The sequence below is a fragment of the Flavobacterium sp. OHVDL-2026-0007 genome (assembly GCF_059882335.1).
Map to the genome: position 1 here is coordinate 2,403,535 of NZ_CM187612.1, position 26,063 is coordinate 2,429,597.

Sequence of the window (26,063 nt, forward strand, 5' to 3'; positions counted from 1 at the left end):
TTATGCTACAACCAACTATTCTTCTTCCTGAATTGAATCTTCTTCTTCATCTAACTCCTCTTCTTCCTCCATATCGAAAACATAAGGCTCCAACATCATTTTGTCTGTCAAAATCTCGATACGCTCTGTCAAGGTTTCAGCAAAAATAATACGCTGTGTTTTTGGGATACTATTAGAGATACGCATGATTTTAGTTTCATGACGTAATTTCAAAATAGGATCAGCATCATCGATAATAAACATCTTCAATCGGTTCACATTGTAACCCGCAGTGGTAAACATTTCACTCAATTTATTAGGCGTACCGATTAAAACATCAATTCCTGTCGAAATATAATTTTTATCATATTCCATATCCCCTTTGTCATGAACACCATATACTTCTAGATTGGAATGTTTTCCGTATTTCTCGAATAGCTCTTCCATCTCCAACACCTTAGCTTTGTCTTCAACAAAAATTAAAGCTCGTGGTGATTCTTCTGTATGACCTGATAATTGCTGAATCACATTCAAAACAATCGTTGTCGACTTTCCACTTCCTGCTGGAGAAAGGATAATACAATCTGCACCACTTTTAATAGTCGAAAAAGTTTCCTGCTGCAAAGCATTTGCCGCTGTCAAACCGTTTTCAATTAATGCTTCTTGTAATTTTTCGTTTATTTTTTTTAGTTTCATATTCTACTATTAGATTTATGCTTTTAGAACTTACATTCTAAATCATTATTTACTTGCAAACATTTTTACATCTGTTTCCGAAATCTCGCTTCCTCCCAGGATAATCAGCCTCTCGACCACATTCCTAAGTTCTCGAATATTTCCTGTCCAATCGTATTCTTGCAATAAGTTTATGGCTTCCGCCGAAAATATTTTAATTGCGTTCCCTTGCTCTGAAGCAATCTTCTCTGTAAAGTGAGCAACCAAAGCGGGTATATCATCACGTCTTTCATTCAAAGGCGGCACTTTAATCAAAATGACAGCCAATCGATGGTATAAATCTTCACGGAAACGACCTTCAGCAATCTCCGTTTTTAAGTCTTTATTGGTAGCTGCCACCACTCGAACATCCACTTTTATATCCTTCTCTGCTCCCACTCTAGTAATCATACTTTCTTGTAAAGCACGCAAAACTTTGGCTTGAGCTGAAAGACTCATGTCCCCAATCTCATCTAAGAAAATTGTTCCTTTATCAGCTGCTTCAAACTTTCCAGCACGATCTTTCACCGCAGAGGTAAAAGCGCCTTTAACGTGACCAAACAATTCACTTTCTATTAACTCACTCGGAATCGCAGCACAATTCACTTCAATCAAAGGAAAATTAGCGCGTTCGCTTTTTTCATGTAATTGATGTGCCACTAATTCTTTTCCAGTTCCATTGGGTCCTGTAATCAAAACCCTAGCTTCCGTTTGGGCTACTTTATCAATCATGAGTTTAATATGATTAATGGCGTCACTTTCGCCCACCATCTCATAATTCTTACTCACTTTCTTTTTTAGAATTTTATTCTCTACTACCAGTTGTTTTTTATCCAACGCATTGCGAACCGTATTCAATAAACGGTTTAAATCTGGTGGTTTAGAAATATAATCAAACGCTCCTAAACGCATCGTATGAATGGCGGTTTCCATGTCACCATGCCCAGAAATCATCACCATCGGGATCTCCGGTTTGATTTTCTTTGCCGCCTCTAAAACCTCAACACCGTCCATTTTTGGCATTTTGATATCACATAACACCAAGTCATACTCATTGTTTTTAATTTTTTCAAGACCTACTACACCGTCTTCAGCTTCATCTACCTGATAAGTATCATTTTCTTCAGATAAAATTTTAACCAAAACTCTTCTGATCGCTGCTTCGTCCTCTATAATTAATATTTTACTCATTCTTTTTTAGGTTCTGAGGTTCATAGTTGCTAAGGTGTTCCGTAAAACGACTGTTTAGTATAAACGCCTTAGAATTTTGTCCACTTCAAATTAATATTTAAGCCATCTATACAATTCTTTCCAAGTAGGTTTCTTACCATACATTAAAATACCAACGCGATAAATTTTTGCTGCAAACCAAACTACCAAGAAAAAACTAGCAAACAATAATGATACCGAAATCGCAATTTGCCACCACGGCACTCCGAAAGGAAGTCGCATTAACATCACAATTGGCGATGTTAAGGGAATCATAGAAAACACCACAGCAATGGTACCATGAGGATCGTTTACTACCGTAAAGAAACCGATATACACACTCAAAATTAGAGGCATAATGATAGGCAATAGAAATTGCTGTGAATCGGTTTGATTGTCCACTGCTGCTCCAATTGCAGCATAAAATGAACTATATAAAAAGTAGCCTCCAATAAAATAAACAATAAAACCAATTAAGATACTGGCAATAGGCAAATTCCATAATTCACTAATATACATTTGTGCTGTTCCCGAAAATTCCTGCTGTGCAGCACTCATCATCTCAGGCGAAATTCTGGCCGTTGGCCCCACATTGACGCCAAAAAATGCAGAAGCAGCAAACATCAACCCAATACCAATAATGGCCCAAATGATGAACTGTAGCAAACCTGCAAGTGAAGTCCCTACTATTTTACCAATCATTAACTGAAAAGGTTTTACCGATGAAATGATAATTTCTACAATTCGATTTGTCTTTTCTTCGATCACACTGCGCATCACCATATTGCCATAAATAACAATAAACATCATGATCAGATAACCAAATGCACCACCGATTCCTATTTTTATTTCATTTAATCCCTTTAGACTTTCTTCTCCAGAAGCTTTAATCAAATGAAGATTAACCTCTGATTGCGCTTTCTGAATGGCCAAAGTATCTAATTTGGCTTTTTCTAAATTGATCTTCGTAATTTTTGAACCAATAACATCCTGTGTTTTTTCAATAAAAACAATACTTGGACTGTTGTTGGATATAAAGGCTATATTACTTTCTAAATCTTTTAGATCAGCAGTTTTAGGAATTACAATTAAACCATCCAACTTTTCTAACGTGATACTATCCTTGAGTGCTTTTACATCAATGTCAGATAAATTCAAATATTTAAATTCCGTATCTTTTTTATTCTGTTTGACGAAATCACTGGCAAACAATCCTGTTTCATCGTGAATCGCTATTCTTTTAGTTTCGGCTTTCATTGAACTCAAATAGCCAATAAACCCAGCAATGGCAACAAACAATAACGGACTCAAAAAAGTCATGACCACAAAAGACTTATTGCGAACTTTTGCAATAAACTCTCTTTTTATAATTAAGGATACAATGCCCATAAATAGTTGATTTTCGAATTTGAAAACCCATTTTAAACTGCTGTTAAAATTTGATCTTCAAATTATTTTTTTGAGATTTAAGAATTACTTACCGTTTGAATAAAAATATCGTGTACACTTGGAATTTTCTCTACAAAATGAGTCACCTGTCCTCGTTGGGTCAGCAGATGTAATAATTCATTTGGTGTAGCAGTACCAATTTGAATCTCTAATTTTAAATCATCATTTAAAGATTTAAAATTGGCTGGTGAAACCGTAAACTTCTGCGTAATGTCATACATCAGACCTTCCACATTATCGGTCAAAATCCCCACTTCAAAACTATTGGTTTTAAACTGACGTTTTACCTCACTTAATTTCCCTTCTATTAATTTATTCGACTTATGAATCAACGCAATATCGTCACAAAGTTCTTCCACACTTTCCATACGATGCGTCGAGAAAATAATAGTAGCCCCCTGTTCTTTTAGCGCTAAAATCTCATCTTTGATCACATTGGCATTAACGGGGTCAAAACCGGAAAAAGGCTCATCAAAAATCAATAATTTCGGTTTGTGCAACACACAAACTACGAACTGAATTTTTTGTGCCATTCCTTTGGACAACTCCTGTACTTTTTTGTTCCACCAACCCTGAATACCCAATCTATCAAACCAAAAATCCAATTGCTGCTTGGCCTCTGATTTTGACAATCCTTTCATTTGAGCCAAATACAAACATTGCTCACCCACTTTCATAGAAGTATACAAACCTCTTTCTTCTGGAAGATAGCCTATCGTCTGCACATGCTTAGGTTGTAATTTTTCTCCATCTAACATTATCGTACCACTATCGGGCAAGGTAATTTGATTGATGATGCGTATCAGAGAAGTTTTCCCAGCTCCATTCGGCCCCAATAAGCCGTAAATACTACCTTTTGGCACATTTAATGAAACTTCGTTAAGCGCGACATAATCACCGTATTTTTTTACGACTTTATGTACTTCGAGTAAGTTGCTCATGCTATTTTTAAGATTTTCTGCGTCAGTTTGACCTTATTGGTCAGCGCCTGTAAAAGTAAATAATTCGCAGCGAAACTTTACTATTTAATACAAAAAACCCATCCTAAAATTACTTTAAGATGGGTTTTACTAATTTTTTACATTTCTGAAAAAGTTTCGTTTATGAAAACATATCTTTTACTTTTTCAAAAAATGATTTTTCTGATTTTTCAGGACTCGGAACAAAATGTTCGTCATTAAGCGAATTTTCAAAAAATTGCTTTTGTTCTTTGCTTAAGGTCTTAGGCGTCCAAACATTGACATGCACTAATAAATCTCCGTTTCCGTAACCGTTTATACTTGGAATACCTTTTCCTTTTAATCTTAAGATTTTCCCAGATTGAATACCTTCTTCTAATTTAATACGCACTTTTCCGTTGATCGCTTCAATATCTTTAGAAACTCCTAAGACAGCTTCCGGAAAACTGATGTACAAGTCGTAATGAATGTTTTCACCTTCACGTTTCAAAAATTCGTGCTCTAATTCTTCAATAGCCACTATTAAATCACCTGGAATGCTGTTTCCTGGAGCATCATTTCCTTTATTGGAAACTTTAAGCTGCATACCATCCACAACTCCGGCTGGAATTTTAATAGAAACCGTTTCGTCTTCTAAAACCATTCCTTGAGAATCAGCCTCAGAAGGTCTCTTATCTAAAATTTGACCAGAACCACCACAACTTGGACAAGTTGATGCAGATTGCATTCTTCCCAAAATAGTGTTGGTAACACGCATTACCTGACCTTGACCATTACAAGTAGAACACGTTTTATAAGTAACACCTTTAGCCTGAACTTTACGTTTTACTTTTACTTTTTTCTCTACTCCATTGGCAATTTCTTCTAAAGTCAGTTTTACTTTAATTCGAAGATTACTTCCTTTAGCACGACGAGGGCCTCCGCCTCCGCCTCCGCCAAATCCACCAAATCCACCACCAAAAATATCACCAAATTGGCTGAAAATGTCATCCATATTCATACCTCCGTGACCACCACCACCAAAACCACCAGAACCATCAAATGCTTGATGACCGTACTGATCGTATTTCGCTTTTTTAGTAGGATCACTTAAAATTTCATAAGCTTCTGCAGCTAATTTGAAATTTTCTTCTGCCTCTTTGTCCCCTGGATTTTTATCCGGGTGATACTTCAGCGCACTTTTTCGGTAGGCTTTTTTAATTTCGGCAGCATCAGCATTTTTTGAAATGCCTAGTATTTCGTAAAAATCTTTTTTCATAATTAGAATAAATTCCAAATCTTAAAATTTCAAAAACCTTTTTCAATTACAGCCTTTAAAACTTCCGTTTGCATTTTTAGTTTCCGATAACCACTTTAGGAAAACGAATAATTTTGTCTCCTAATTTGTATCCTTTTTCTATAACATCAACAATTTTACCTTTTAACTTATCAGACGGAGCTGGAATTTGAGTAATAGCTTCAGCAAAATCAGCATCAAAAGCATCTCCTGCTTTTAATTCAACTTGCTCTAAACCTTTAGCCACTAAAGTATTCTTCAATTTTTCGTGAATCAATTCAACACCTTTTGTCAAATTCTCATCTTCCGATTTGTTGATCTCTACAATCGCTCTATCAAAATCATCCAAAATAGGAAGCATGGCTGTCAAAACATCCTGATTTGCTGTTTTAAATAAATCGATACGCTCTTTAGAAGTTCGTTTTTTATAATTTTCAAATTCAGCAAATAATCTCAAAAACTTATCTTTTTCTTTCGCTAAGTCATGTGCTAATTGCTCTTCAACACTTAATTCCTCAACAATTAATTGTTCTCCATTCGCGTTATTTTCTAACGTTACATCATCTAATTCTTGATCGATTTCTGTATTTTCCGTAGTCATATTACTTGTATTTTTAAAAATATTCTTAAACTTCATTTTTATTCTTTCTTTTGGATTGCAAAAGTACTGCCAAATCTTTTAAAATGTCAAATTGTCACTTTATTACGCCTGAAGCTTGAAAACAGCCTGCATTATGCCTAAAAAAATTAGTATAATTTTAAGACTATTACGTTTTAGTTTATCCTACATTTGAGTAGAAATTTGGAATCAAAACCATTACCAATCAAAATTGAATTTAAGGGTTAGCCTCGGCTTTGTAAATAATTATTAATTCAAGTTTACCTTATATTAAAAAAAGCTTCGCCTATCTTAGACGAAGCTTTTTTTTATTTTATAGGAAGCAATTCCATTACAGCTTTACGCCTCTACTGATTCTGCCTCACTTCTAAAGGTCCTTTCCTTTATTTCAGTTCTAGATTTCAATAAAATCTGTGACAAAAACTAGTCTAACAAGGCTTTTTTCAAACCTTCCAAATCAACCGAAATCTGTTCACCAGTCACTAAGTTTTTAAGCGAATAAGCATTAGAAGCAATCTCTTGCTCTCCAGCAATTACAGCAAATGGAATCAAACGTTTATCAGCATACTGAAACTGTTTACCCACTTTTACATTATCGGGATAAAGCTCTACTTTTATATTTTCTTTACGCAATTCTTGAATCGCTTTCGAAGCATATAAAGCTTCTGTATCTCCATAATTAATAAACAATGCCTTAGACGTCGCTGCCACCGTATCTGGAAACAATTGCAATTCTTCTAGAACCAAATAAATTCGATCTAACCCGAAAGAAATCCCAACACCACTCATGTTCTTCAGTCCGAAAATCCCAGTTAAATCATCGTATCTTCCACCACCACCAATCGAACCCATCGAAACGGTTTTTGGTGCTGCTACTTCAAAAATAGCTCCTGTATAATAATTCAAACCACGTGCTAAAGTCACATCTAGATCTAAAGTTGCTGTTGACAATCCTAAAACAGCCACATTGTCACATATAAATTGAAGTTCCTCCACTCCTTTCATCCCTTCTTCAGAAGAAGCCAACAAAACAGAAAGTTGATTAATTTTATCTGAAATAGATCCTGTAAAACTAAAAAGCGGCTGTACCTTAACCAATGCCTCCTCAGAAATACCTTTTTCTATCATTTCTTTTTTCACTCCATCCTCACCAATTTTATCCAACTTATCCAAAGCTACTGTAAAGTCGATCAACTTATCAGATGCCCCAATTACCTCCGCGATTCCAGATAATATTTTTCTATTATTGATTTTAATGGTTACACCTTCCAGGCCTAAAGCACTAAAAACGGTATCGTACAATTGGATCAATTCTACCTCTTGCCATAGTGACTTTGAACCCACCACATCAGCATCACATTGGAAAAACTCTCTAAAACGCCCTTTTTGTGGACGATCGGCTCTCCAAACTGGTTGAATCTGATATCTTTTAAAAGGGAATTCAATTTCATTTTGATGCTGCACTACATATCGAGCAAACGGCACTGTCAAATCATAACGCAATGCTTTTTCAGAGATTTTTGGTGTTAACTTTTTCGCATCAATCGCCTGCAATTCTTCTCCTGAAATTTTATCTAAAAAATCTCCAGAGTTCAATATTTTAAAAATCAAACGATCCCCTTCTTCTCCATATTTTCCCATCAAAGTCTCTGAATTTTCAAACGAAGGTGTTTCGATCGGTTGAAATCCAAATTTTTCAAAATTGCTTTTTATGGTCTGAATAATATATTGACGTTTTGACACCTCTGCAGGTGAAAAATCTCTTGTTCCTTTTGGTATACTTGGTTTTGAAGCCATTTCTTTAGATTATTTAGATTATTGCAGTTTTAGATCCCAGATATTTAGAAATCTAAAAGCGATTGCAAATATCTTATTTTTTAAAATAAATAATGCCAGTTCGAAAACAAACTTGTAACAAAAAACGTATTTTCGTGACAAATTGGTCATGATGCTAAAATTATTCAAAGAAAATATTCGAATTGCTTTTGGTTCTATCAAAACGCAATTATTACGCACCATTCTAACTGTACTGATCATCGCGATTGGGATTACTGCTTTAGTAGGAATCCTTACCGTTGTAACGGCACTGGAGAACACCGTATCGACCAATTTCGCCTCCATGGGAGCCAACACCTTCAACATCAATCAATACGAGAACAATCTGAAAAATCGTGGAGGAAACGAACGCGAAGTAATCAACCCTATCATTTCCTATCCAGAAGCAGTCGCTTTCAAATCAAAATACAAATACCCTTTTACAGAGACCTCTCTTTCCTTTACAGCAACATCAAAAGCAGAAGTGAAATTTCAAGACCAAAAAACAGATCCTGAAATCACTATTGTAGGGGTCGATGAGCATTTCATCAACAACTCGGGCTTAGAGACCACTTTAGGGCGTAGTTTCAATCAATTCGACATCGAAAACAACACTTACTCTTGTATAGTCGGTTCTGATTTTCAAAAAGGACTCTTAAAGGACGTCAACCCCATTGACAAAATCATCTCCATTCGTGGGGCCCGTTTCAAAGTTATAGGCGTTTTAAAAGAAAAAGGATCCACCTTTGGAAACAGTCAGGACTTACGTGTTTTAATTCCTATTCAAGTAGCCCGTTCCTTGTTTACCGCCCCTAACATTAATTACACCATGAGTGTCATGGTTTCAAAAAAAGAACTCCTAGACGAAGCTATTGATAACGCCACCAGCACCATGCGACGCGTACGCAAATTAAGCCCCGTTCGCGACAATAATTTTGGTATCGGGCGAAGTGACGATCTAATTAATAGAATTCTCGGAATTACGAAGTATTTAGGTTGGGCTTCTTGGATCATCAGTATCATTACCATCTTAGGGTCTTCGATTGCGCTAATGAATATCATGATTGTTTCCGTAACAGAGCGCACTCGAGAAATAGGGGTTCGAAAAGCATTGGGCGCCACAAAATCTACCATTTCAGTTCAATTTTTCATTGAAACCTTATTGATCGGTCAAATTGGCGGATTAGTTGGAATTGTACTGGGAATTCTTGTAGGATTTGGATTTGCAAGTGCAATGAAATTCGCCTTCGTAATTCCCTGGATGGCGATCTTTGCTGCTTTTGCCACTAGTTTTGCCGTGGCTATAGTATCGGGATTATACCCTGCTATAAAAGCTTCAAAATTAGATCCAATTGAAGCTTTACGTTACGAATAATTTATTAACAGCCAGTAAATCGTAGACTAAAGAGTAGCTTTCATCATGCGTTCGTTGTCATAAATATCTTTTCGCAACACCACATTTTTAAAATTCATACTCTCTAACAGCTGCGTCATCTCTTGACCTAAATATTGATTGATTTCAAAATACAACTGCCCACTTTCAACAAGATGCTTCTGAGCTAAAGCTGCAATTTTTCGGTAAAAAATCAAGGCATCATTGTCCTCGACAAAAAGTGCCAAATGCGGTTCATGATCCAAAACATTTTTTTTAATTTCTTCCTTTTCTAAATTTCGAACATAAGGAGGATTCGATACAATAACATCAAAATCAGACTTCAACTCCTGGGTCTGCAAAATATCCTGCAACATAAAAGTCACTTCCACCTTATTCTTCGCCGCATTTCTTTTGGCGGTTTCTAAAGCTTTTCTTGACACATCAATAGCATAAACCTGAGCATTAGGAAGACTTTTAGCCAATGAAACAGCTATACACCCACTACCAGTACCAATGTCTAATATTTTTATTTTTTTAGCTTGAGTATTATGTTCTTTCACAATCCATTCCACCAATTCTTCTGTCTCTGGCCTAGGTATCAAAACATGCTCATTGACCTCAAAATCTAAACCATAAAAATTCGTTTTACCCAATAGATACTGAATAGGAATTTCTTGTTTCAATTGAGTCAAAATAGCCTCCCAAACCGAAAAATCCGTTTCTGAAAAGGTCAAATCATGATTCAGCGCCAAGTCAATCTGCCTGAGTTTATGCTTGTCCTCTAAAATCAAATAAAAGAAACTCTCCGCTTCATACGCATCGTAAAAAGGAGCTAATTCTTTAATAAATTGTGTGCGGTATTGTTTTATTTTCATATTTATTATTAATCTTAAACAAGCGGGAAATAATCAACAATCTCATTGTACCATCGTTTCAACAACCTACTCAAAAGGCCCTCTGATCCCCACTACTGCTTATCTTTTGCGAAGAAAGAACTTTTCCTTCCCCTCTCAAAATATATTTCAGCTCGTTAGAGCTCCCTGGTTGATCGTGTCTGTCTTACTCTTCATAGTCGCTTTACAAGCATCAAAAGTAAAATCAAACCACAACCCAGCTCTTCATTCATCCACCTTTACAAATTTTTCAACATCCAAACTGGACAAGAATTATGCCCCGTATTTCCTAAAGGAGTTTCTAAATAGTCAAAACCTGATTTTTTATATAATTTTTGTGCTGCAAGCATAAAAGGCATAGTCTCAATATAACATTTTTCAAAACCAAAATTTTTAGCTTCCCGCAAACACCTTTGCATCATTTCACTTCCAATGCCCAAACCTCTGGTCTGAGGCAAAAAATACATTTTTTGCAATTCGCAAATCTTTGGATCCCCGTTCTCCAAAGGGCCAATTCCAGCACAACCTACAATCTGACCTTCTTTCTCCACAACAAAATAAACAGACTGAGGTTTATCATATTGTTCAAACATCAAATCCAAACAAGGATCTTCATAAGCAGTCCCTACTTTAGGAATCTCCATTTCATCAAAAACCGATCGTATTAAGCCAGCAACTGACTGATTGTCTTGCTTTTTTATTGTTCTAATAATCCAATTTTCCATATTTCGCTATTGACCTATATAATCACAAAAGTAAAATAGTTTTTTTGATAGTTTCTTAACGAAATCCTAAACTCAAAAATAACTACTTTTGTAGCGTGAATATACATGAAAAATATATCAAACGTTGCATTGAATTAGCACAAAATGGCTTTGGAACCACTTATCCAAATCCAATGGTTGGAAGCGTAATTGTTTATGAAGGTCAAATAATTGGCGAGGGTTGGCATAAAAAAGCTGGAGAACCTCATGCCGAAGTAAATGCAATTCGATCCGTAAAAGACCGATCATTATTAAAAAAAGCAACAATATATGTTAGCTTAGAACCTTGTAGTCATTTTGGAAAAACACCTCCTTGTTGCGATTTAATTATCGCCAACCAAATTCCCAATGTGGTGGTAGGTACTGTCGATCCAAATGAAAAAGTAGCTGGAACCGGGATAAAAAAACTACTTGCTGCAGGTCTGAAGGTTACGGTGGGCGTTTTACAACAAGAATGCAACGAGCTCAACAAACGTTTTTTTACTTTTCATCAAAAAAAGAGACCCTACATTATTTTAAAATGGGCCGAAAGTCAAGATGGCTTCTTAGCTCCTGAAAAAGAAATCAACCACAAGAGAACACCCGTTTGGATCACCAATCCCTATTCTAGACAGCTGGTTCATAAATGGCGTACAGAAGAACAAGCCATATTAGTAGGAACCCAAACCGTCGTTGACGATAACCCTAAATTGAATGTCCGAGATTGGAAAGGAAACAACCCAGTACGTCTTGTTTTAGATCAAAACAACCGCATTGCTAAAGACAGTTTTATTTTTGACAATAGCGTAAAAACCATCGTATTTACCCAATCAGAAATTAACATTTCGACAGAAAACACTATCTTTGAAGTAATAGATTACCATCAAAATATAATTCCACAAATTCTTGCAGTTTTACACCACCATCAAATCCAATCTATTATTATAGAAGGAGGTTTGCAAACATTACAGTCTTTTATAGACCAAAATATTTGGGATGAAGCTCGTATCTTTATTGGAACACCTTCTTTCGGAAAAGGAACAAAAGCCCCCATACTTCTGAAGAAAAATGCAACAAAAACACAGCTCAAAACTGATGAATTAATACACCTTAGAAATCATGATTGATACTATAATTTTTGACTTTGGAGATATTTTTATCAATTTAGATAAACAAGCAACCCTTACTGGTTTACAAAAACTAGGAATGAGCCAATGGAATGCAGAGTTCGATCGTTTAAATCTATTATTTGAAACAGGAGACATCAGCCCTGAAGAATTTATTTCAGGTTTTCAGAAACAACTTCCTGCTGCATCTCAAAAAGAAATTCTAGAAGCTTGGAATGCTATTTTATTAGATTTTCCCCTATATCGATTAGAATTTCTACAAATGCTTTCCCAAAAATACCGTTTGTTTTTATTGAGCAATACCGATTCTATTCATATAGAAACCTTCGAAAACAAAACCGGCATTTCTTTTTACAGTGATTTCTATCAATGCTTCGAAAAAGTGTATTTCTCATTTGAAATCGGCATGCGTAAACCCAATGCAGATGTTTTTCAATATATGATCAATAAACACGAAATATCCCCCAAACGCACTTTATTTGTCGATGACAAAAAAGAAAACACCGATACAGCAGCATCTTTAGGTTTTCAGGTTTGGAATCTACAAGTAGGACAAGAAGACGTTGTCGATTTATTTGACAAAAAAATAATTTAGACCCTTTACTTTTGGAATACAACGATACTTATCGCACTCTTGCTTCGCAATCCGAAGAAGTCTTGTTTAAAGAAAAAGGAAGCAAATTCTTTGGCTATGCCTATCCTATCACCACTGAAGACGAGGTAAAACCCATTATAGAAACCTTAAAAAAACAGCATCCCCACGCGGTACATTACTGTTATGCTTACCAATTAGGTACTGCACCCAAAATTTCCTATCGCGCCAATGATGATGGAGAACCTAGCAATACTGCTGGAGCGCCCATTTATGGACAAATACAATCTTTTGGAATAACTAACGTTCTACTTGTAGTCGTTCGTATTTTTGGAGGAATCAAGTTAGGTGTGGGTGGATTAATTGCCGCCTATAAAACCACTGCACAACTAACACTTGAGACCGCTGAGATTATCGAAAAAACGATTGATGTACACTTTTTGATTTCTTTTGATTACAAAAACATGAACAAAGTAATGCGTGTTATTAAAGAAAAAAAGTTGGAAATTGTCTCTCAAGAAATGGAAATAGATGAAAATTCTGGACTACCCATTGGTAAAATTATTACGAAAACGCGAAAAAAAAATGCCGAATTAGTATTCGACATTTTTGATTTAATGTTCGAAATCGACATTAAAATTATATAAATTGACAGTAAAACCCGCCTCAATTTAACAATTACACCAAGGTTTTAAATAATTCCAAAATGTAATCCGGCGGAGCGGTTGGTCGACCCGATTTTAACGAAATAAATACTAAAATAAAAGCTGCAGTTGTTAATAACTCATTCGCTTCATTATAGATCGCGCAGTCAAATTCAATCTTTACCGACGAATGACTTTTGAAAGTCGTATCAATGGTCAACAACTCATCATAACGCGCGGATTTTTTATAATTAATTTGCATAGAAACAATCGGCAATCCAATACCACTTTCCTCCATGATTTTATACGAAACCCCTTTGTTTCTAAGCCATTCCACGCGTCCTATCTCAAAATACGGGACATAATTTCCGTGATAAACAACGCCCATTTGGTCTGTTTCAGAGTAACGAACACGCACTTGCGTTTGATGATTTTTCATTATTTATAAATTAAAAAAAATTAACTTCTCAAAGTTCCGGTACAACAATTTTTTATAAAATTAGATCCCAAAATATTTTTTTTTACAGAAATTTGTTCACATATTTGTTATCCCGAAATACGGAATAAAATTACTCTCTTTTTATTAGGAGATCCTTTATTAATAATAAAAAAACTTATCTGAATCTATGACTAAAACTGCTCAATCGGTATGGGAAAACTGTTTGTCCTTTATAAAAGACAACATTCAAGATCAAGCATATAAAACTTGGTTCGAACCAATCAAATCAGTTGAGCTAACCGACAACGCGTTATACATTCAAGTACCCAGTAAATTTTTCTACGAATGGCTAGAAGAACATTACGTTAAATTATTAAAAGTTGCGCTTACCAAAGAACTAGGAAAAAACGCAAAGTTACTCTATAAAATTAAAATGGAGAACACTTATGGCAATAAACAACCGTTTACTGAACAGTTACCAAGTGCCAATAGAGTTCCTATGAAACCTCAAGAGGTTGACGCTCCGTTTAAAAACTTAAACCCTGAACTTAAAAATCCATTTGTAATACCTGGTATTAGAAATTTAAAAATTGAGTCGCAATTAAATGCTAACTACAGTTTTGATAATTTCTTAGAAGGAGATTCAAACCGTTTGGCTCGTTCTGCAGGTATGGCTGTTGCCAACAAACCTGGAGGAACTTCATTCAACCCACTATTAATTTTTGGTGGAGTTGGTTTAGGAAAAACCCACTTAGCTCATGCGATAGGTGTAGAAGTAAAAGATAAATATCCAGAAAAAACGGTTTTATATATTTCAGCCGAAATTTTCACCCAACAATATATTGACTCGGTAAAAAAGAACAATCGTAATGATTTCATTCACTTTTATCAATTAATTGATGTGTTGATTATTGATGATGTTCAATTCTTATCTGGGAAATCAGGAACTCAAGACGTATTCTTTCACATTTTTAACTATTTACATCAAAACGGAAAACAGGTAATCTTGACATCTGACAAGGCTCCTGTTGACATGCAGGACATCGAACAACGTTTATTATCCCGTTTTAAATGGGGATTATCTGCTGAATTACACCAGCCTGATTATGAAACTCGTATTTCGATCTTAAAAAACATTTTATATCGTGATGGTGTTGAAATACCAGAAGATATCATCGAATATGTTGCTCGTAACATCAAAAGCAATGTAAGAGAACTTGAAGGCGCTATTATTTCCTTAATTGCTCAATCTTCTTTCAATAAAAAAGAAGTTACTCTTGAGTTAGCCAAAAGCGTTGTAGAGAAATTTGTCAAAAATGTAAAGAGAGAAATCTCTATCGATTATATCCAAAAAATTGTATCGGATTATTTCCAGTTAGATATTGAAACACTTCAATCGAAAACTCGAAAGAGGCACGTAGTACAAGCAAGGCAGTTGGCCATGTTTTTTGCAAAGAAATTCACAAAAGCTTCTTTAGCAAACATTGGCTCACAAATTGGCGATCGCGATCACGCAACGGTATTACACGCTTGCAAAACAGTCGACAATTTAGTTTCTACAGACAAACAATTCAAAAAATTTGTCGAGGATATCAACAAAAAATTAACGCTATAAACACCTCATGCCGGTAAAAATCTTAATGGTCTGTCTGGGAAACATCTGTAGATCCCCTTTAGCCGAAGGTGTTTTAGCTTCAAAATTACCCAAAAACAACTTTATCGTTGACTCCGCCGGAACTGGATCTTGGCATATTGGCCACGCTCCAGACAGACGCTCCATTGCTGTTGCCTCAAAAAATGGTGTAGACCTTACTAATCAAAAAGGCAGACAATTCCAAATTGCTGATTTTGAAACTTTTGATTACATTTACGTGATGGACAAGTCCAATTACAATGATGTAATAGCACTGGCAAAAACACAAGCACATAAAAATAAAGTTCAACTTATTTTAAACGAATTGCTTCCAGATCAAAATTCAGAAGTACCAGACCCCTACTTTGGTGAGGTCGATGGATTTGATCAAGTATATCAAATGCTCGATCAAGTAACGGATTTAATTGCAGCAAAACTTATCAAAAAACATTCGTAACGTATTTCATTTTCTATTATCTCATTAATGATGATTGAAAACAACTTGTTTTACAAACTATAAAAAAAGCACACATGAAACTTCTAGGAAAACTATATTTAATTCCAACTACAATGGGTGAAAGCGATCCGATGGATGTTTTGCCACAAACAGTAAAAAGAAGCATTGACTTTATAGATCATTATATAGTTGAAAACGAAAAAACGGCCCGAAAATCCATCAAAGCAGTTTCACCTGAAAAGAAACAAGCTGAACTTATTCTGTTCACCCTCAATAAAAGAACCGAACCAAGCGAACATTTAGAATTTATCAAACCCCTATTAGAAGGAAAAAATGTGGGACTAATGAGCGAAGCTGGTTGTCCAGGAGTAGCTGATCCTGGCGCGGTAATCGTAAAATTAGCACACGAAAAAGGAATCCAAGTCGTTCCTTTAGTGGGGCCTTCCTCTATTTTATTAGCGATGATGGCTTCAGGCATGAACGGTCAGAGTTTTACGTTCAATGGTTATTTACCCATAGACAAAGACGAAAAGAAATCGGCCTTAAAACATTTTGAAAAATTATCTCAGGATAAAAATCAATCTCAAATTTTTATTGAGACACCTTATAGAAATAATAAATTAGTGGAAGATATTTTACAAATTGTAAATCCCTCTACTCATCTTTGTATTGCCACCGATATTACTTTACCAACAGAGTTCATCAAAACCATGCGCATTTCAGAATGGAAGAAACTAAAAGTAGATCTACATAACAGACCGACCATTTTTATCATCCACAAAATGTAATCAGGAGTACTATTTAGTAGTCTCTGCTGCCACTAGTTCAACATTCCTTAATTCTATCTCTACGCTATACGACCGTTTTTTGCCTTACTAAAAACGGTGCAAAACCAAGCACCTTTTCCTCTTAAAAAGCCTCCCCTTACCGACTGTAAATTAACAATCTATAAAGAGATTTTTAACGCTTGTACTTAAGCAAAATAACTACTTTTACCAGACCTAAAAAAATTGTTCAATGCCTTGAACTTTAATGATTTAACTACAAAAAACATCAACAAAAAGGGGAAGAAAAAAAGAAACCTTCATATATTTTAAATCATTAAGATTAACCTAAACTATTAATACTTAAAATTGAATATCATGAAAACATTTCTTTTTATTTTAACTTTTTTTAGTTTAACAACGAACTCTTTTTCCCAAGGTGAAAGTATTAGTACAAAAGAGGGCGAAATTAAGATGGAAGAATTACCAGCAGTAGTAATCAAAAGTGTTGGTAAAGACTTTTCTGTTTACTTACCAGACAGAAATCCTGATAAAAACGTCAGAGCACTTCAAGAAAAGTTTATTTCTTATGATCTAGGAAAAGACTATCAAGGCTTTGATTCTTACTTAGTAGTTTTAGAATCCCCTAAAGGCTCCTTATCCGCAACCTATAATCACAATGGAAAATTGACCAGCGTGATTGAAAATTATGAAAATGTACAGCTTCCCGCCAAAGTAATTTATTCCGTCTACAAAGAATATCCAGGCTGGACCATTGTAAAAGACAAATTTCTTTATAATCAAAAAGAAGGCGATATTCAAAAAAAAGAATACAACCTGAAAATCCAAAAGGACAATACCGTCCGTAAAATCGTTATCAAACCAAATGGAGAAATTGTAAATTAAAACTAATTTTAAAAAGTAACAAAAAATAAACATTAAAAGATCGTTATAACCAGATAGCTGTTTTTTAATGTTTTTTTTTGTCCCCAAAAATCAAAACCTCTTTATTTCTTTTAAAAATAAGTACTTTTATAAATACAATTTCTCCAATCTATTATTATGAGTAAACTCCCAAACGTCGGTACTAGTATCTTTACTGTAATGTCAAAAATGGCCACCCAATATAATGCGATTAATCTTTCTCAAGGATTCCCGAATTTTCCCGTTGATGAGAGATTAACTGACATACTGACTAAATTAACAAAAGAAAATGTGCACCAATACACACCAATGGCAGGCTATCCACCATTGTTGCAGCAGATTGCTCACCTGATTCAGAACTCCTACAACAGGACCGTTAATCCAGAAACAGAAATTTTAGTTACCGCCGGAGCCACTCAAGGCATCTTTACTTCCATCGTAGCCCTGGTACAATCAGGAGATGAAGTTCTAATTTTAGATCCTAGTTATGACTCTTACGAAGCGCCGGTTTTACTTTGTAATGCAAAACCTGTAAGGGTGGCTTTAAATGATGATTATACACCTAATTGGGAGGCTATTGAAAAAGCCTGTTCTTCGAAAAGTAAAATGATCATCATCAATAACCCACACAATCCAACAGGTAAAATCCTAACCCCTTTCGATTTTGTACAATTAGCACAATTACTATCCAAATACCCTGAACTTCTTGTTTTATCTGATGAAGTATACGAATACATCACCTTTGAAGAAAAGCACATTTCTGCTCATACACAAGAGTTTCTTCTAAATCGTTGCCTAATGATTTCTTCTTTCGGAAAATCTTTTCATATTACTGGCTGGAAAATTGGTTATGTTATCGCACCGGAATACCTGATGAAAGAAATAAAAAAAGTACATCAATTTTTAGTTTTCAGCGTCAACAGTATCTCACAAGCAGCCATTAGCCAATATTTAGATGTTGTTGATGTCCAACTCTTAGGGAAATTCTATCAGGAAAAAAGAGATTATTTCCAAAAACTCCTTCAAAACAGTCGATTTGAATTGAAAGCTTGCGAAGGAACATATTTTCAAGTGGCTTCTTATGCAGCTATTTCACATGAAGATGATGTTACTTTTTGTCAAAAGCTAATTACAGCCCATGGCGTGGCAGCTATTCCCATTTCCACATTCTACTCCGATCATAAAGACCAAAAATTAATACGTTTTTGCTTTGCTAAAGACAACCTTACTTTAGAAGCAGCAGCAAAAAAACTATGCGTTATATAAAGTTTTTTGAAATTTTATAACATTATTATGCACGCATCCTATTAAATTTAATTAATATTGTAAAAACAAAAGTATGAGCTATACAGATAAAATGTTACGCGATGACGCTTTAAAAGGAAAAGTCATTGTAGTTACAGGCGGCGGAAGTGGTTTAGGAAAAGCAATGACTAAATATTTTTTAGAATTAGGCGCTCAAGTAGCAATTACTTCTAGAGATTTAGACAAACTAAAAGCTACAGCTACGGAACTAGAAACCGAAACTGGCGGAACTTGTTTACCGCTTCAATGTGACGTACGTCATTATGAAGAAGTAGAAAACATGTTACAAGAAGTTTTAAAAGCCTTTGGAAAAGTAGATGTGCTTTTGAACAACGCAGCAGGAAATTTCATATCTCCAACTGAACGTTTGTCTGCAAATGCATTTGACACTGTGATCGATATTGTACTAAAAGGATCTAAAAACTGTACATTGGCTTTTGGAAAACACTGGATCGATAGCAAGCAAAAATCGTCCACAATTTTAAATATTGTGACCACTTATGCTTGGACAGGTTCTGCTTATGTAGTACCAAGTGCTACCGCTAAAGCTGGAGTTTTAGCCATGACAAGAAGTCTTGCAGTAGAATGGGCCAAATACGGAATTCGTTCTAACGCTATCGCACCGGGGCCTTTCCCAACAAAAGGAGCTTGGGACAGATTATTACCTGGCGATCTTGCTGAAAAGTTTGATATGGCCAAAAAAGTGCCTTTGAAACGTGTAGGAGATCACCAAGAGTTAGCCAACTTGGCAGCTTATTTAGTTTCTGATTTTTCAGCTTACATAAATGGAGATGTCATCACTATTGATGGAGGAGAATGGTTAAAAGGTGCTGGACAATTTAATTTATTAGAAGCAATTCCAGAAGAACTTTGGGATCAGCTTGAAATGATGATAAAAGCAAAAAAGAATAAATAATTACACAGTGCTTACTAAGGTCAGAATATTTTAATAAAACTATACTGATTGCACGAAATCCCGATAGCCTAGCTATCGGGATTTTTTTTTCCTGTAAACAATTTTGGCTTAAAACGGCCCACTATCCTAAAAACCTGCCACTAAAAGATTTAAACAATTCGCAATTCTCACAAGCAATACAAGAGAGTATTTAATCTTTCTTTATAAATTCAATTTTAAAGTTCGGATTCCACTATCAATCCACTTAAATTATTATTTTTGCCAAACAAATATATAATATCAATTTTATGCTCATTATTGGACTTGCAGGAGGAACAGGAAGTGGAAAAACAACAGTAGTACACCAAATTATGAATGAATTACCCGATACTGAGGTAGGGGTTATCTCTCAAGATTCGTATTACAAAGAAACCACCAATTTGTCGTTTGACGAAAGGGCATTAATCAATTTTGATCATCCAAGAGCTATTGATTTTGAATTATTAGTAAAGCATCTTAAAGCACTAAAATCAGGAGAAACTATCGATCAGCCGGTATACTCCTTTATACAACACAACAGAACCGACGATACGGTAAGTACGCATCCGAGAAAAGTAATGATCGTCGAAGGTATTTTAATTTTGACCAATCCAGAATTACGTGATCTTTTTGACATTAAGGTTTTTGTACATGCTGATTCTGACGAAAGATTAATACGTCGTTTAAAACGTGATATCTCAGAACGCGGTCGTGACATCGACGAGGTTTTAACGCGTTATCAAAACACCTTAAAACCAATGCACGAACAATTCATCGAACCCTCAAAAGCTTTCGCTGACATCATTATTCCTAACGATAAATACAACACCGTAGCAATTGATGTCGTACGTGCTGTAATTAATCAACGAATTTTATAATTTTTATTGTAAATTTATTCCATAAAAACAAGGAGCTATTTCCCGCTCCCGCCTTTCTCTTTTTAGGGTAAAAAAAGCCGTAAAAAGAAAAGGGCCCCAAGGGTTTAAAAAAATGAAAATGAAAATAAAAATTCCATTTGAAAAAAAATTTTGGTTTAAACTCTTAGGCAATAAATATGTTTGGGTGTTAATTTTTTTTGTGGTCTGGATGTTATTTTTGGACAACTACTCCTATTTTGATCATCGCTTTTTAGATGAGCAAATTAACGAATTACAAGACAATAAAAAGTACTATAAAGACGAGATAAAAAAAGATCAGGAGCAAATCAAACAACTCAAAAATCCTGAACAAATAGAAAAATATGCGCGCGAAAAATACTTTATGAAAAAAGATAGCGAAGATATTTACATCATTCAATTTGAAGGAGACACTATTCCAGAAAAAGAATAACCAACAAAAAAGCACCAATGGCTACTACCCTATTCGACGATTTTAACCCGATTTCATCCAAACAATGGAAACAAAAAATTCAGTTTGAATTAGATGGGGCCGATTATAACCAAACTGTAATTTGGAATTCTCCAGAGGACATTCAGGTAAAACCCTTTTATCATGGCGATGAATTCACAAAAGCGCCAGCTGTAAATACCCACGCTTCCCAATTTAAAATTTGCCAAAACATCTTTGTACATGATATCGAAAAATCGATTCAAAGAGCAATAAGTACCATTGAAAAGGGGGCAGAAAGTTTACGTTTTACCATTGAAAATGAGAAAACGGACATCCAAAAACTACTAGAAACTCTTCCTTTAGAGAACAGAACCGTTTACTTTAATTTGAATTTTATTTCAATCGATTTCGTAAAACAATTGGACCGTATTTCCATTGAAAAAAAGGCCGTTTTTTATTGTAATCTAGATCCTATTGGTCATTTTGCCCGCGAAGGAAATTGGATTACCACTTCAGATAAAAATAATTTTGAAACGCTTGAATTGATTTCAAAAGCCACTACAAACCTATCTTTACTCAGCATAGATGCCAGTTTATATCAAAATTCAGGTGCTACAATTACGCAACAAATTGCCTATAGTTTAGCGCATGCCAACGAATATTTAAATCGTTGCCCCACTATTACAAAACCGTTTGTTTTTCAAATAGCCGTGGGTACCAATTATTTCTTTGAAATTGCCAAACTGCGTGCTTTTAGAATACTTTTTAAACTAATTGCTGAACAGTACAGTCCTGACTTAAGTTGCCATCTATTAGTAACCCCAACCAAACGCAACAAAACCATATACGATTACAATGTCAATATGCTGCGTACCACAACTGAGTGTATGTCTGCTATTTTGGGAGGGGCTGATGCTATTGCCAATTTACCTTACGATGCGCTATATCACAAAGACAATGAATTCGGGGATCGAATTGCACGAAATCAATTATTGATTTTAAAACACGAAAGCTATTTTGACAAAGTCGATAATCCTGCTGATGGTAGTTATTATATTGAAAGTCTGACGATGCAACTCGCCGAAAAAAGTTTGAGCTTGTTCAAAGACATCGAAGCAAGTGGCGGTTTTTTAAAGCTTTTAAATGAGGGAACCATCAAAAAAAAGATCCAGGAAAGTGCTACTAAAGAACAGGAACTATTCGACGCCCATAAAGAAGTTTTATTAGGGACAAATAAATACCCAAACAAGGATGACAAAATGAAACACGATTTAGAATTATTTCCTTTTGTCAAAATAAAACCTAGAAAAACATTAATTACACCTATTATAGAAAAAAGGTTGGCCGAAAAGCTAGAACAAGAACGTCTAGAATTAGAATAACATTTTTTTCAAAGTAATCAATAAAACTACTCCGTAGAGTATTTCCATGATAAGAAAAGACCTTAAACATATCAAGCTAGAAGTTAAAAGTCCCTCGCAAGAAGTTGTACCTGAAAATCAACAAGCTGCACACGACAACTTTATTACGGCTGAGGGAATTGAAATCAAAAAAACCTATAGCGAAAAAGATCTAGAGAACCTTGAATTTCTAGACTTTGGTGCAGGCTTTGCCCCCAACTTACGTGGACCCTATGCCACCATGTATGTGAGACGCCCTTGGACCATTCGCCAGTATGCTGGATTTTCTACAGCTGAAGAAAGCAATGCTTTTTACAGGAGAAATTTAGCGGCCGGACAAAAAGGTTTGTCGATCGCTTTTGATTTACCTACACATCGTGGCTACGATTCCGATCATGAAAGAGTCGTTGGTGACGTAGGAAAAGCTGGAGTAGCGATTGACTCTGTCGAAGACATGAAGGTATTGTTTGATCAAATCCCTTTAGACGAAATGTCGGTTTCCATGACCATGAATGGAGCTGTTTTGCCCATTATGGCCTTTTATATTGTGGCTGCTGAGGAACAAGGTGTTCCAGTGGTAAAACTTTCAGGTACCATCCAAAATGACATACTGAAAGAATTTATGGTCCGCAACACCTATATCTACCCGCCTACCCCTTCGATGAAAATCATTGCCGATATTTTTGAATTCACCAGCAAAAAAATGCCGAAATTCAATTCTATCTCCATCTCAGGATATCATATGCAGGAAGCTGGAGCAACCGCCGATATTGAATTGGCCTATACTTTAGCAGATGGTTTAGAATACATTAGAACAGGACTATCTACAGGCATGACCATTGATGAGTTTGCCCCACGATTGTCTTTTTTCTGGGCCATAGGAATGAATCACTTTATGGAAATCGCCAAAATGCGTGCAGGAAGGATGATTTGGGCCAAATTGATACAACAATTCAATCCTAAAAGTGATAAATCATTAGCTTTAAGAACACATTGTCAAACCAGTGGATGGAGTTTAACAGAACAAGATCCTTTTAATAATGTGGCACGTACTTGCATTGAAGCAACTGCTGCTGCTTTTGGCGGAACACAATCCTTACACACCAATGCTCTAGACGAAGCCATTGCCTTACCAACCGATTTCTCTGCTAGAATTGCACGTAACACTCAAATCTTTTTACAAGAGGAAACCAAAATAACCAAAACAGTGGACCCTTGGGGAGGTAGTTATTATGTAGAAAGCCTCACCAATGAAATTGTCACTAGCGCCTGGAAACTTATAGAAGAAGTGGAAGAATTGGGTGGAATGACTAAAGCTATTGAAGCAGGAATCCCTAAATTACGAATAGAAGAAGCTGCCGCCAGAAAACAAGCCCGAATAGACTCCGGACAAGATATTATTGTAGGGGTGAACCAATACCGATTAGAAAAAGAAGATCCCTTACAGATACTCGACGTTGACAACCAAATGGTGCGTAAGCAACAACTTGCCCAACTGGACCATATTAAAGCAACCAGAGATACTGAAAAAGTAAAGAACATACTCGATAAATTAATTCAATGTGCCAAAACCGGTGAGGGTAACTTACTGGAAATAGCTATTGATGCAGCAAGAAATCGCGCAACACTAGGCGAAATAAGCGATGCATTAGAAACTGTTTTTGGAAGATACAAAGCACAGATTAAATCCTTTAGTGGCGTGTACAGTGCAGCAATAAAAGACGACAAAAGCTTTGAAAAAGCAAAACAACTCGCCGATGCCTTTGCCAAGCAAGAAGGTCGTCGTCCGAGAATTATGATTGCCAAAATGGGCCAAGACGGTCATGACAGAGGCGCCAAAGTAGTGGCTACTGGTTATGCCGATGTAGGTTTTGATGTGGACATAGGTCCTCTTTTCCAAACTCCAGCTGAAGCTGCTAAACAAGCTGTAGAAAATGATGTACACATACTAGGGGTTTCTTCCCTGGCCGCTGGACATAAAACATTGGTTCCTCAAGTAATTGAAGAACTTAAGAAATACGGTCGTGAAGACATTATGGTTATTGTTGGTGGTGTAATACCAGCACAAGACTACCAATTCTTATTTGATGCAGGCGCCGTAGCGGTATTTGGACCTGGTACAAAAATTAGCGAAGCAGCAATCAAAATTTTAGAAATTTTAATCGATTAAGTCCACAAAAAAAGCCGCTCTCACTTGCGGCTTTATGCTGAACTCTTATCATTACATTAAATGGTATGTACTGTGGCGTTACTATCTGCTTGTATATAAGAAAGATCATAACCTCCAAATGCTTTCATGTAACTTCTTATTGAAGTACCATAAGCATCTCTAAAATACTTAGCTCCTTTATTTTTGAAGAAGCTTTTTACTGAACCCGCTCCTCCAAGATGTGCAGCAGCTAAAATTCCAGATTCTGTAATTTCTACCCCACCGATCACTTGACCTTCGTACTTGGCAATTTCATTACGTAAAATCCATTTGTTTTTAGACAATAAGGCAATAAATGCTTTTTCTTGTAAAGCTGGATCTTTTAAAAAGGCTTTACCATTGTTAACTCCTACAGCTTTCAAAGCTTGAAGTCCAAACTGATATTTCCCCATATATCCAAGTGTATTTACCGTTCGGTATTTACCTTGTGATTCTTTAAAAGCAAGTGCTTCTTTAAAACTTATAAAATAATTTCCGATGTATGGGAAGTCTAAATTAGGATAATCATCCTTTTCTTTTGATGGAAATAAGTATTCTGATCCATCTGTTTTTTCTGTTAAAAACCAAATTTTGGTCTCTTCTTTAAAGGGTTTAAATCCCAGGCTTAAAAATGTAATAATAACGATCAAACTTGAGTAAAAGTACCATTTCTTTATCATAAATTGTTTTTCTTCAAAACGCTGTCACCTTTTTGAAATTTCTACGATGCAAAGATAATAAATATTTGAGAAGCCTGAAAATCAAGGGGTTAAAGTTTTTATAAAATAAAACCTATCTCCTTTAACCCCTTTATTGACGGAGTATTAGAGCGATACGGCAAGAATTTTTACTAGGTCCAAAAACAGTAAAAACAGCACTAAAAAAAATTGATTTATCTACATTTTTCATCAAATTACTTAAAAAAACAAGAATAAACTTACGTTATTTTTCGTTTTTTTTCCAAAATTTGATCTGTCTTCTTTCTTTTACTTTTGAAATTCTCTTCATATAAAATCCAAAAATAATCTAAATCGCTCCTCATTTCTTAGCATACAAATTCTAAAAAAATGGACGTACAAATTTTTAAAATTTCCTCCAAAAAAGACAAAAAAAAGAACTCCAAAAAAATAACTTCATTATTTCACCACATCAAAAAATAACTTCCTAGTCCTCCTTAAAATCTTTTAAATTAATGATTGTATCCAATTGTACTAAATGATCCTTTTTATGTCTTTAAAACAAAAAAACCGAAGTCTAAAAATAGCTTCGGTTTCTGTTACTCTTATTTTATTTATA

General features: G+C 35.3%; 25 protein-coding genes. 14 read left to right on the forward strand and 11 right to left on the reverse strand.

The features are described 5' to 3' along the window. Window positions 1-15: 15 nt before the first annotated feature. From AC51AA_RS09375 to hisS, 7 genes are all read right to left on the reverse strand, one after another. Entirely contained in the window at window positions 16-675 is a 660-nt protein-coding gene (locus AC51AA_RS09375; RefSeq protein WP_500701855.1) for a DEAD/DEAH box helicase, read from the reverse strand. A 45-nt stretch (window positions 676-720) separates the two neighbouring features. Then, window positions 721-1,884: a sigma-54-dependent transcriptional regulator gene (locus tag AC51AA_RS09380; protein ID WP_500701856.1), complete on the reverse strand. Its 1,164-nt coding sequence runs from the start codon at window positions 1,882-1,884 to the stop codon at window positions 721-723. Window positions 1,885-1,974: 90 nt separating this feature from the next. Continuing rightward, window positions 1,975-3,291: an ABC transporter permease gene (locus AC51AA_RS09385; protein ID WP_500701857.1), complete on the reverse strand. Its 1,317-nt coding sequence runs from the start codon at window positions 3,289-3,291 to the stop codon at window positions 1,975-1,977. Between the two features lie 77 nt (window positions 3,292-3,368). Then, window positions 3,369-4,292: an ABC transporter ATP-binding protein gene (locus AC51AA_RS09390; protein ID WP_500701858.1), complete on the reverse strand. Its 924-nt coding sequence runs from the start codon at window positions 4,290-4,292 to the stop codon at window positions 3,369-3,371. A 160-nt stretch (window positions 4,293-4,452) separates the two neighbouring features. Further along, window positions 4,453-5,568, reverse strand: a complete 1,116-nt coding sequence (dnaJ, locus tag AC51AA_RS09395) for a molecular chaperone DnaJ (RefSeq protein WP_500701859.1) — start codon at window positions 5,566-5,568, stop codon at window positions 4,453-4,455. Window positions 5,569-5,644: 76 nt separating this feature from the next. Then, window positions 5,645-6,223 (reverse strand): nucleotide exchange factor GrpE, encoded by a 579-nt coding sequence (locus AC51AA_RS09400; RefSeq protein ID WP_500701860.1) that lies wholly within the window; start codon window positions 6,221-6,223, stop codon window positions 5,645-5,647. A 405-nt stretch (window positions 6,224-6,628) separates the two neighbouring features. Continuing rightward, entirely contained in the window at window positions 6,629-8,002 is a 1,374-nt protein-coding gene (hisS, locus tag AC51AA_RS09405; protein ID WP_500701861.1) for a histidine--tRNA ligase, read from the reverse strand. Window positions 8,003-8,150: 148 nt separating this feature from the next. Here hisS and AC51AA_RS09410 point away from each other — a divergent pair, with 148 nt between their 5' ends. Beyond that, window positions 8,151-9,395, forward strand: a complete 1,245-nt coding sequence (locus tag AC51AA_RS09410) for an ABC transporter permease (RefSeq protein WP_500701862.1) — start codon at window positions 8,151-8,153, stop codon at window positions 9,393-9,395. 26 nt (window positions 9,396-9,421) lie between these two features. On the opposite strand, the gene prmC is transcribed toward AC51AA_RS09410, so the two are convergent. Next, window positions 9,422-10,270, reverse strand: a complete 849-nt coding sequence (gene prmC, locus AC51AA_RS09415; RefSeq protein WP_500701863.1) for a peptide chain release factor N(5)-glutamine methyltransferase — start codon at window positions 10,268-10,270, stop codon at window positions 9,422-9,424. Between the two features lie 257 nt (window positions 10,271-10,527). Continuing rightward, window positions 10,528-11,013, reverse strand: coding sequence for a GNAT family N-acetyltransferase (locus tag AC51AA_RS09420; protein WP_500701864.1), 486 nt, complete (start codon window positions 11,011-11,013; stop codon window positions 10,528-10,530). 95 nt (window positions 11,014-11,108) lie between these two features. On the opposite strand from AC51AA_RS09420, the gene ribD reads away from it, so the two are divergent. The 3 genes from ribD to AC51AA_RS09435 are packed head-to-tail and all read left to right on the forward strand — an operon-like array spanning window position 11,109 to window position 13,397. Beyond that, window positions 11,109-12,158, forward strand: coding sequence for a bifunctional diaminohydroxyphosphoribosylaminopyrimidine deaminase/5-amino-6-(5-phosphoribosylamino)uracil reductase RibD (ribD, locus tag AC51AA_RS09425; RefSeq protein WP_500701865.1), 1,050 nt, complete (start codon window positions 11,109-11,111; stop codon window positions 12,156-12,158). Then, on the forward strand, window positions 12,151-12,753 hold the full coding sequence (locus AC51AA_RS09430; protein ID WP_500701866.1) for an HAD family hydrolase: 603 nt from the start codon (window positions 12,151-12,153) through the stop codon (window positions 12,751-12,753). The genes ribD and AC51AA_RS09430 overlap by 8 nt, the downstream gene beginning before the upstream one ends. Before the next feature lie 11 nt (window positions 12,754-12,764). Next, a complete protein-coding gene (locus tag AC51AA_RS09435) occupies window positions 12,765-13,397 on the forward strand; it encodes an IMPACT family protein (protein ID WP_500701867.1) in 633 nt (210 codons plus the stop codon). 31 nt (window positions 13,398-13,428) lie between these two features. On the opposite strand, the gene AC51AA_RS09440 is transcribed toward AC51AA_RS09435, so the two are convergent. Then, window positions 13,429-13,833: an acyl-CoA thioesterase gene (locus AC51AA_RS09440; RefSeq protein ID WP_500701868.1), complete on the reverse strand. Its 405-nt coding sequence runs from the start codon at window positions 13,831-13,833 to the stop codon at window positions 13,429-13,431. Window positions 13,834-14,020: 187 nt separating this feature from the next. Between AC51AA_RS09440 and dnaA the strand changes: the two genes are divergently transcribed. From dnaA to scpA, 10 genes are all read left to right on the forward strand, one after another. Beyond that, window positions 14,021-15,448 carry a chromosomal replication initiator protein DnaA gene (dnaA, locus tag AC51AA_RS09445; protein WP_394776194.1) on the forward strand — a complete coding sequence of 476 codons (1,428 nt, stop codon included), beginning with the start codon at window positions 14,021-14,023 and terminating at the stop codon, window positions 15,446-15,448. A 7-nt stretch (window positions 15,449-15,455) separates the two neighbouring features. Then, window positions 15,456-15,923, forward strand: a complete 468-nt coding sequence (locus AC51AA_RS09450; protein ID WP_500701869.1) for a low molecular weight protein-tyrosine-phosphatase — start codon at window positions 15,456-15,458, stop codon at window positions 15,921-15,923. A 74-nt stretch (window positions 15,924-15,997) separates the two neighbouring features. After that, a complete protein-coding gene (locus AC51AA_RS09455; RefSeq protein WP_500701870.1) occupies window positions 15,998-16,711 on the forward strand; it encodes an SAM-dependent methyltransferase in 714 nt (237 codons plus the stop codon). 354 nt (window positions 16,712-17,065) lie between these two features. Continuing rightward, window positions 17,066-17,593: a hypothetical protein gene (locus AC51AA_RS09460; protein ID WP_500701871.1), complete on the forward strand. Its 528-nt coding sequence runs from the start codon at window positions 17,066-17,068 to the stop codon at window positions 17,591-17,593. A 156-nt stretch (window positions 17,594-17,749) separates the two neighbouring features. Next, complete coding sequence (locus AC51AA_RS09465; RefSeq protein WP_500701872.1) at window positions 17,750-18,877, forward strand: methionine aminotransferase; 1,128 nt, start codon at window positions 17,750-17,752, stop codon at window positions 18,875-18,877. A 73-nt stretch (window positions 18,878-18,950) separates the two neighbouring features. After that, complete coding sequence (locus AC51AA_RS09470) at window positions 18,951-19,832, forward strand: SDR family oxidoreductase (RefSeq protein ID WP_500701873.1); 882 nt, start codon at window positions 18,951-18,953, stop codon at window positions 19,830-19,832. 287 nt (window positions 19,833-20,119) lie between these two features. Next, window positions 20,120-20,728 carry a uridine kinase gene (udk, locus tag AC51AA_RS09475; RefSeq protein ID WP_500701874.1) on the forward strand — a complete coding sequence of 203 codons (609 nt, stop codon included), beginning with the start codon at window positions 20,120-20,122 and terminating at the stop codon, window positions 20,726-20,728. A 118-nt stretch (window positions 20,729-20,846) separates the two neighbouring features. Next, window positions 20,847-21,179, forward strand: coding sequence for an FtsB family cell division protein (locus AC51AA_RS09480; RefSeq protein WP_500701875.1), 333 nt, complete (start codon window positions 20,847-20,849; stop codon window positions 21,177-21,179). Window positions 21,180-21,196: 17 nt separating this feature from the next. Further along, on the forward strand, window positions 21,197-22,561 hold the full coding sequence (locus tag AC51AA_RS09485) for a methylmalonyl-CoA mutase subunit beta (RefSeq protein WP_500701876.1): 1,365 nt from the start codon (window positions 21,197-21,199) through the stop codon (window positions 22,559-22,561). Between the two features lie 46 nt (window positions 22,562-22,607). Next, window positions 22,608-24,749 carry a methylmalonyl-CoA mutase gene (gene scpA, locus AC51AA_RS09490; protein WP_500701877.1) on the forward strand — a complete coding sequence of 714 codons (2,142 nt, stop codon included), beginning with the start codon at window positions 22,608-22,610 and terminating at the stop codon, window positions 24,747-24,749. Window positions 24,750-24,805: 56 nt separating this feature from the next. Here scpA and AC51AA_RS09495 read toward each other — a convergent pair whose 3' ends face one another. Beyond that, on the reverse strand, window positions 24,806-25,447 hold the full coding sequence (locus tag AC51AA_RS09495; RefSeq protein ID WP_500701878.1) for a peptidoglycan-binding protein LysM: 642 nt from the start codon (window positions 25,445-25,447) through the stop codon (window positions 24,806-24,808). Window positions 25,448-26,063: the final 616 nt, after the last annotated feature.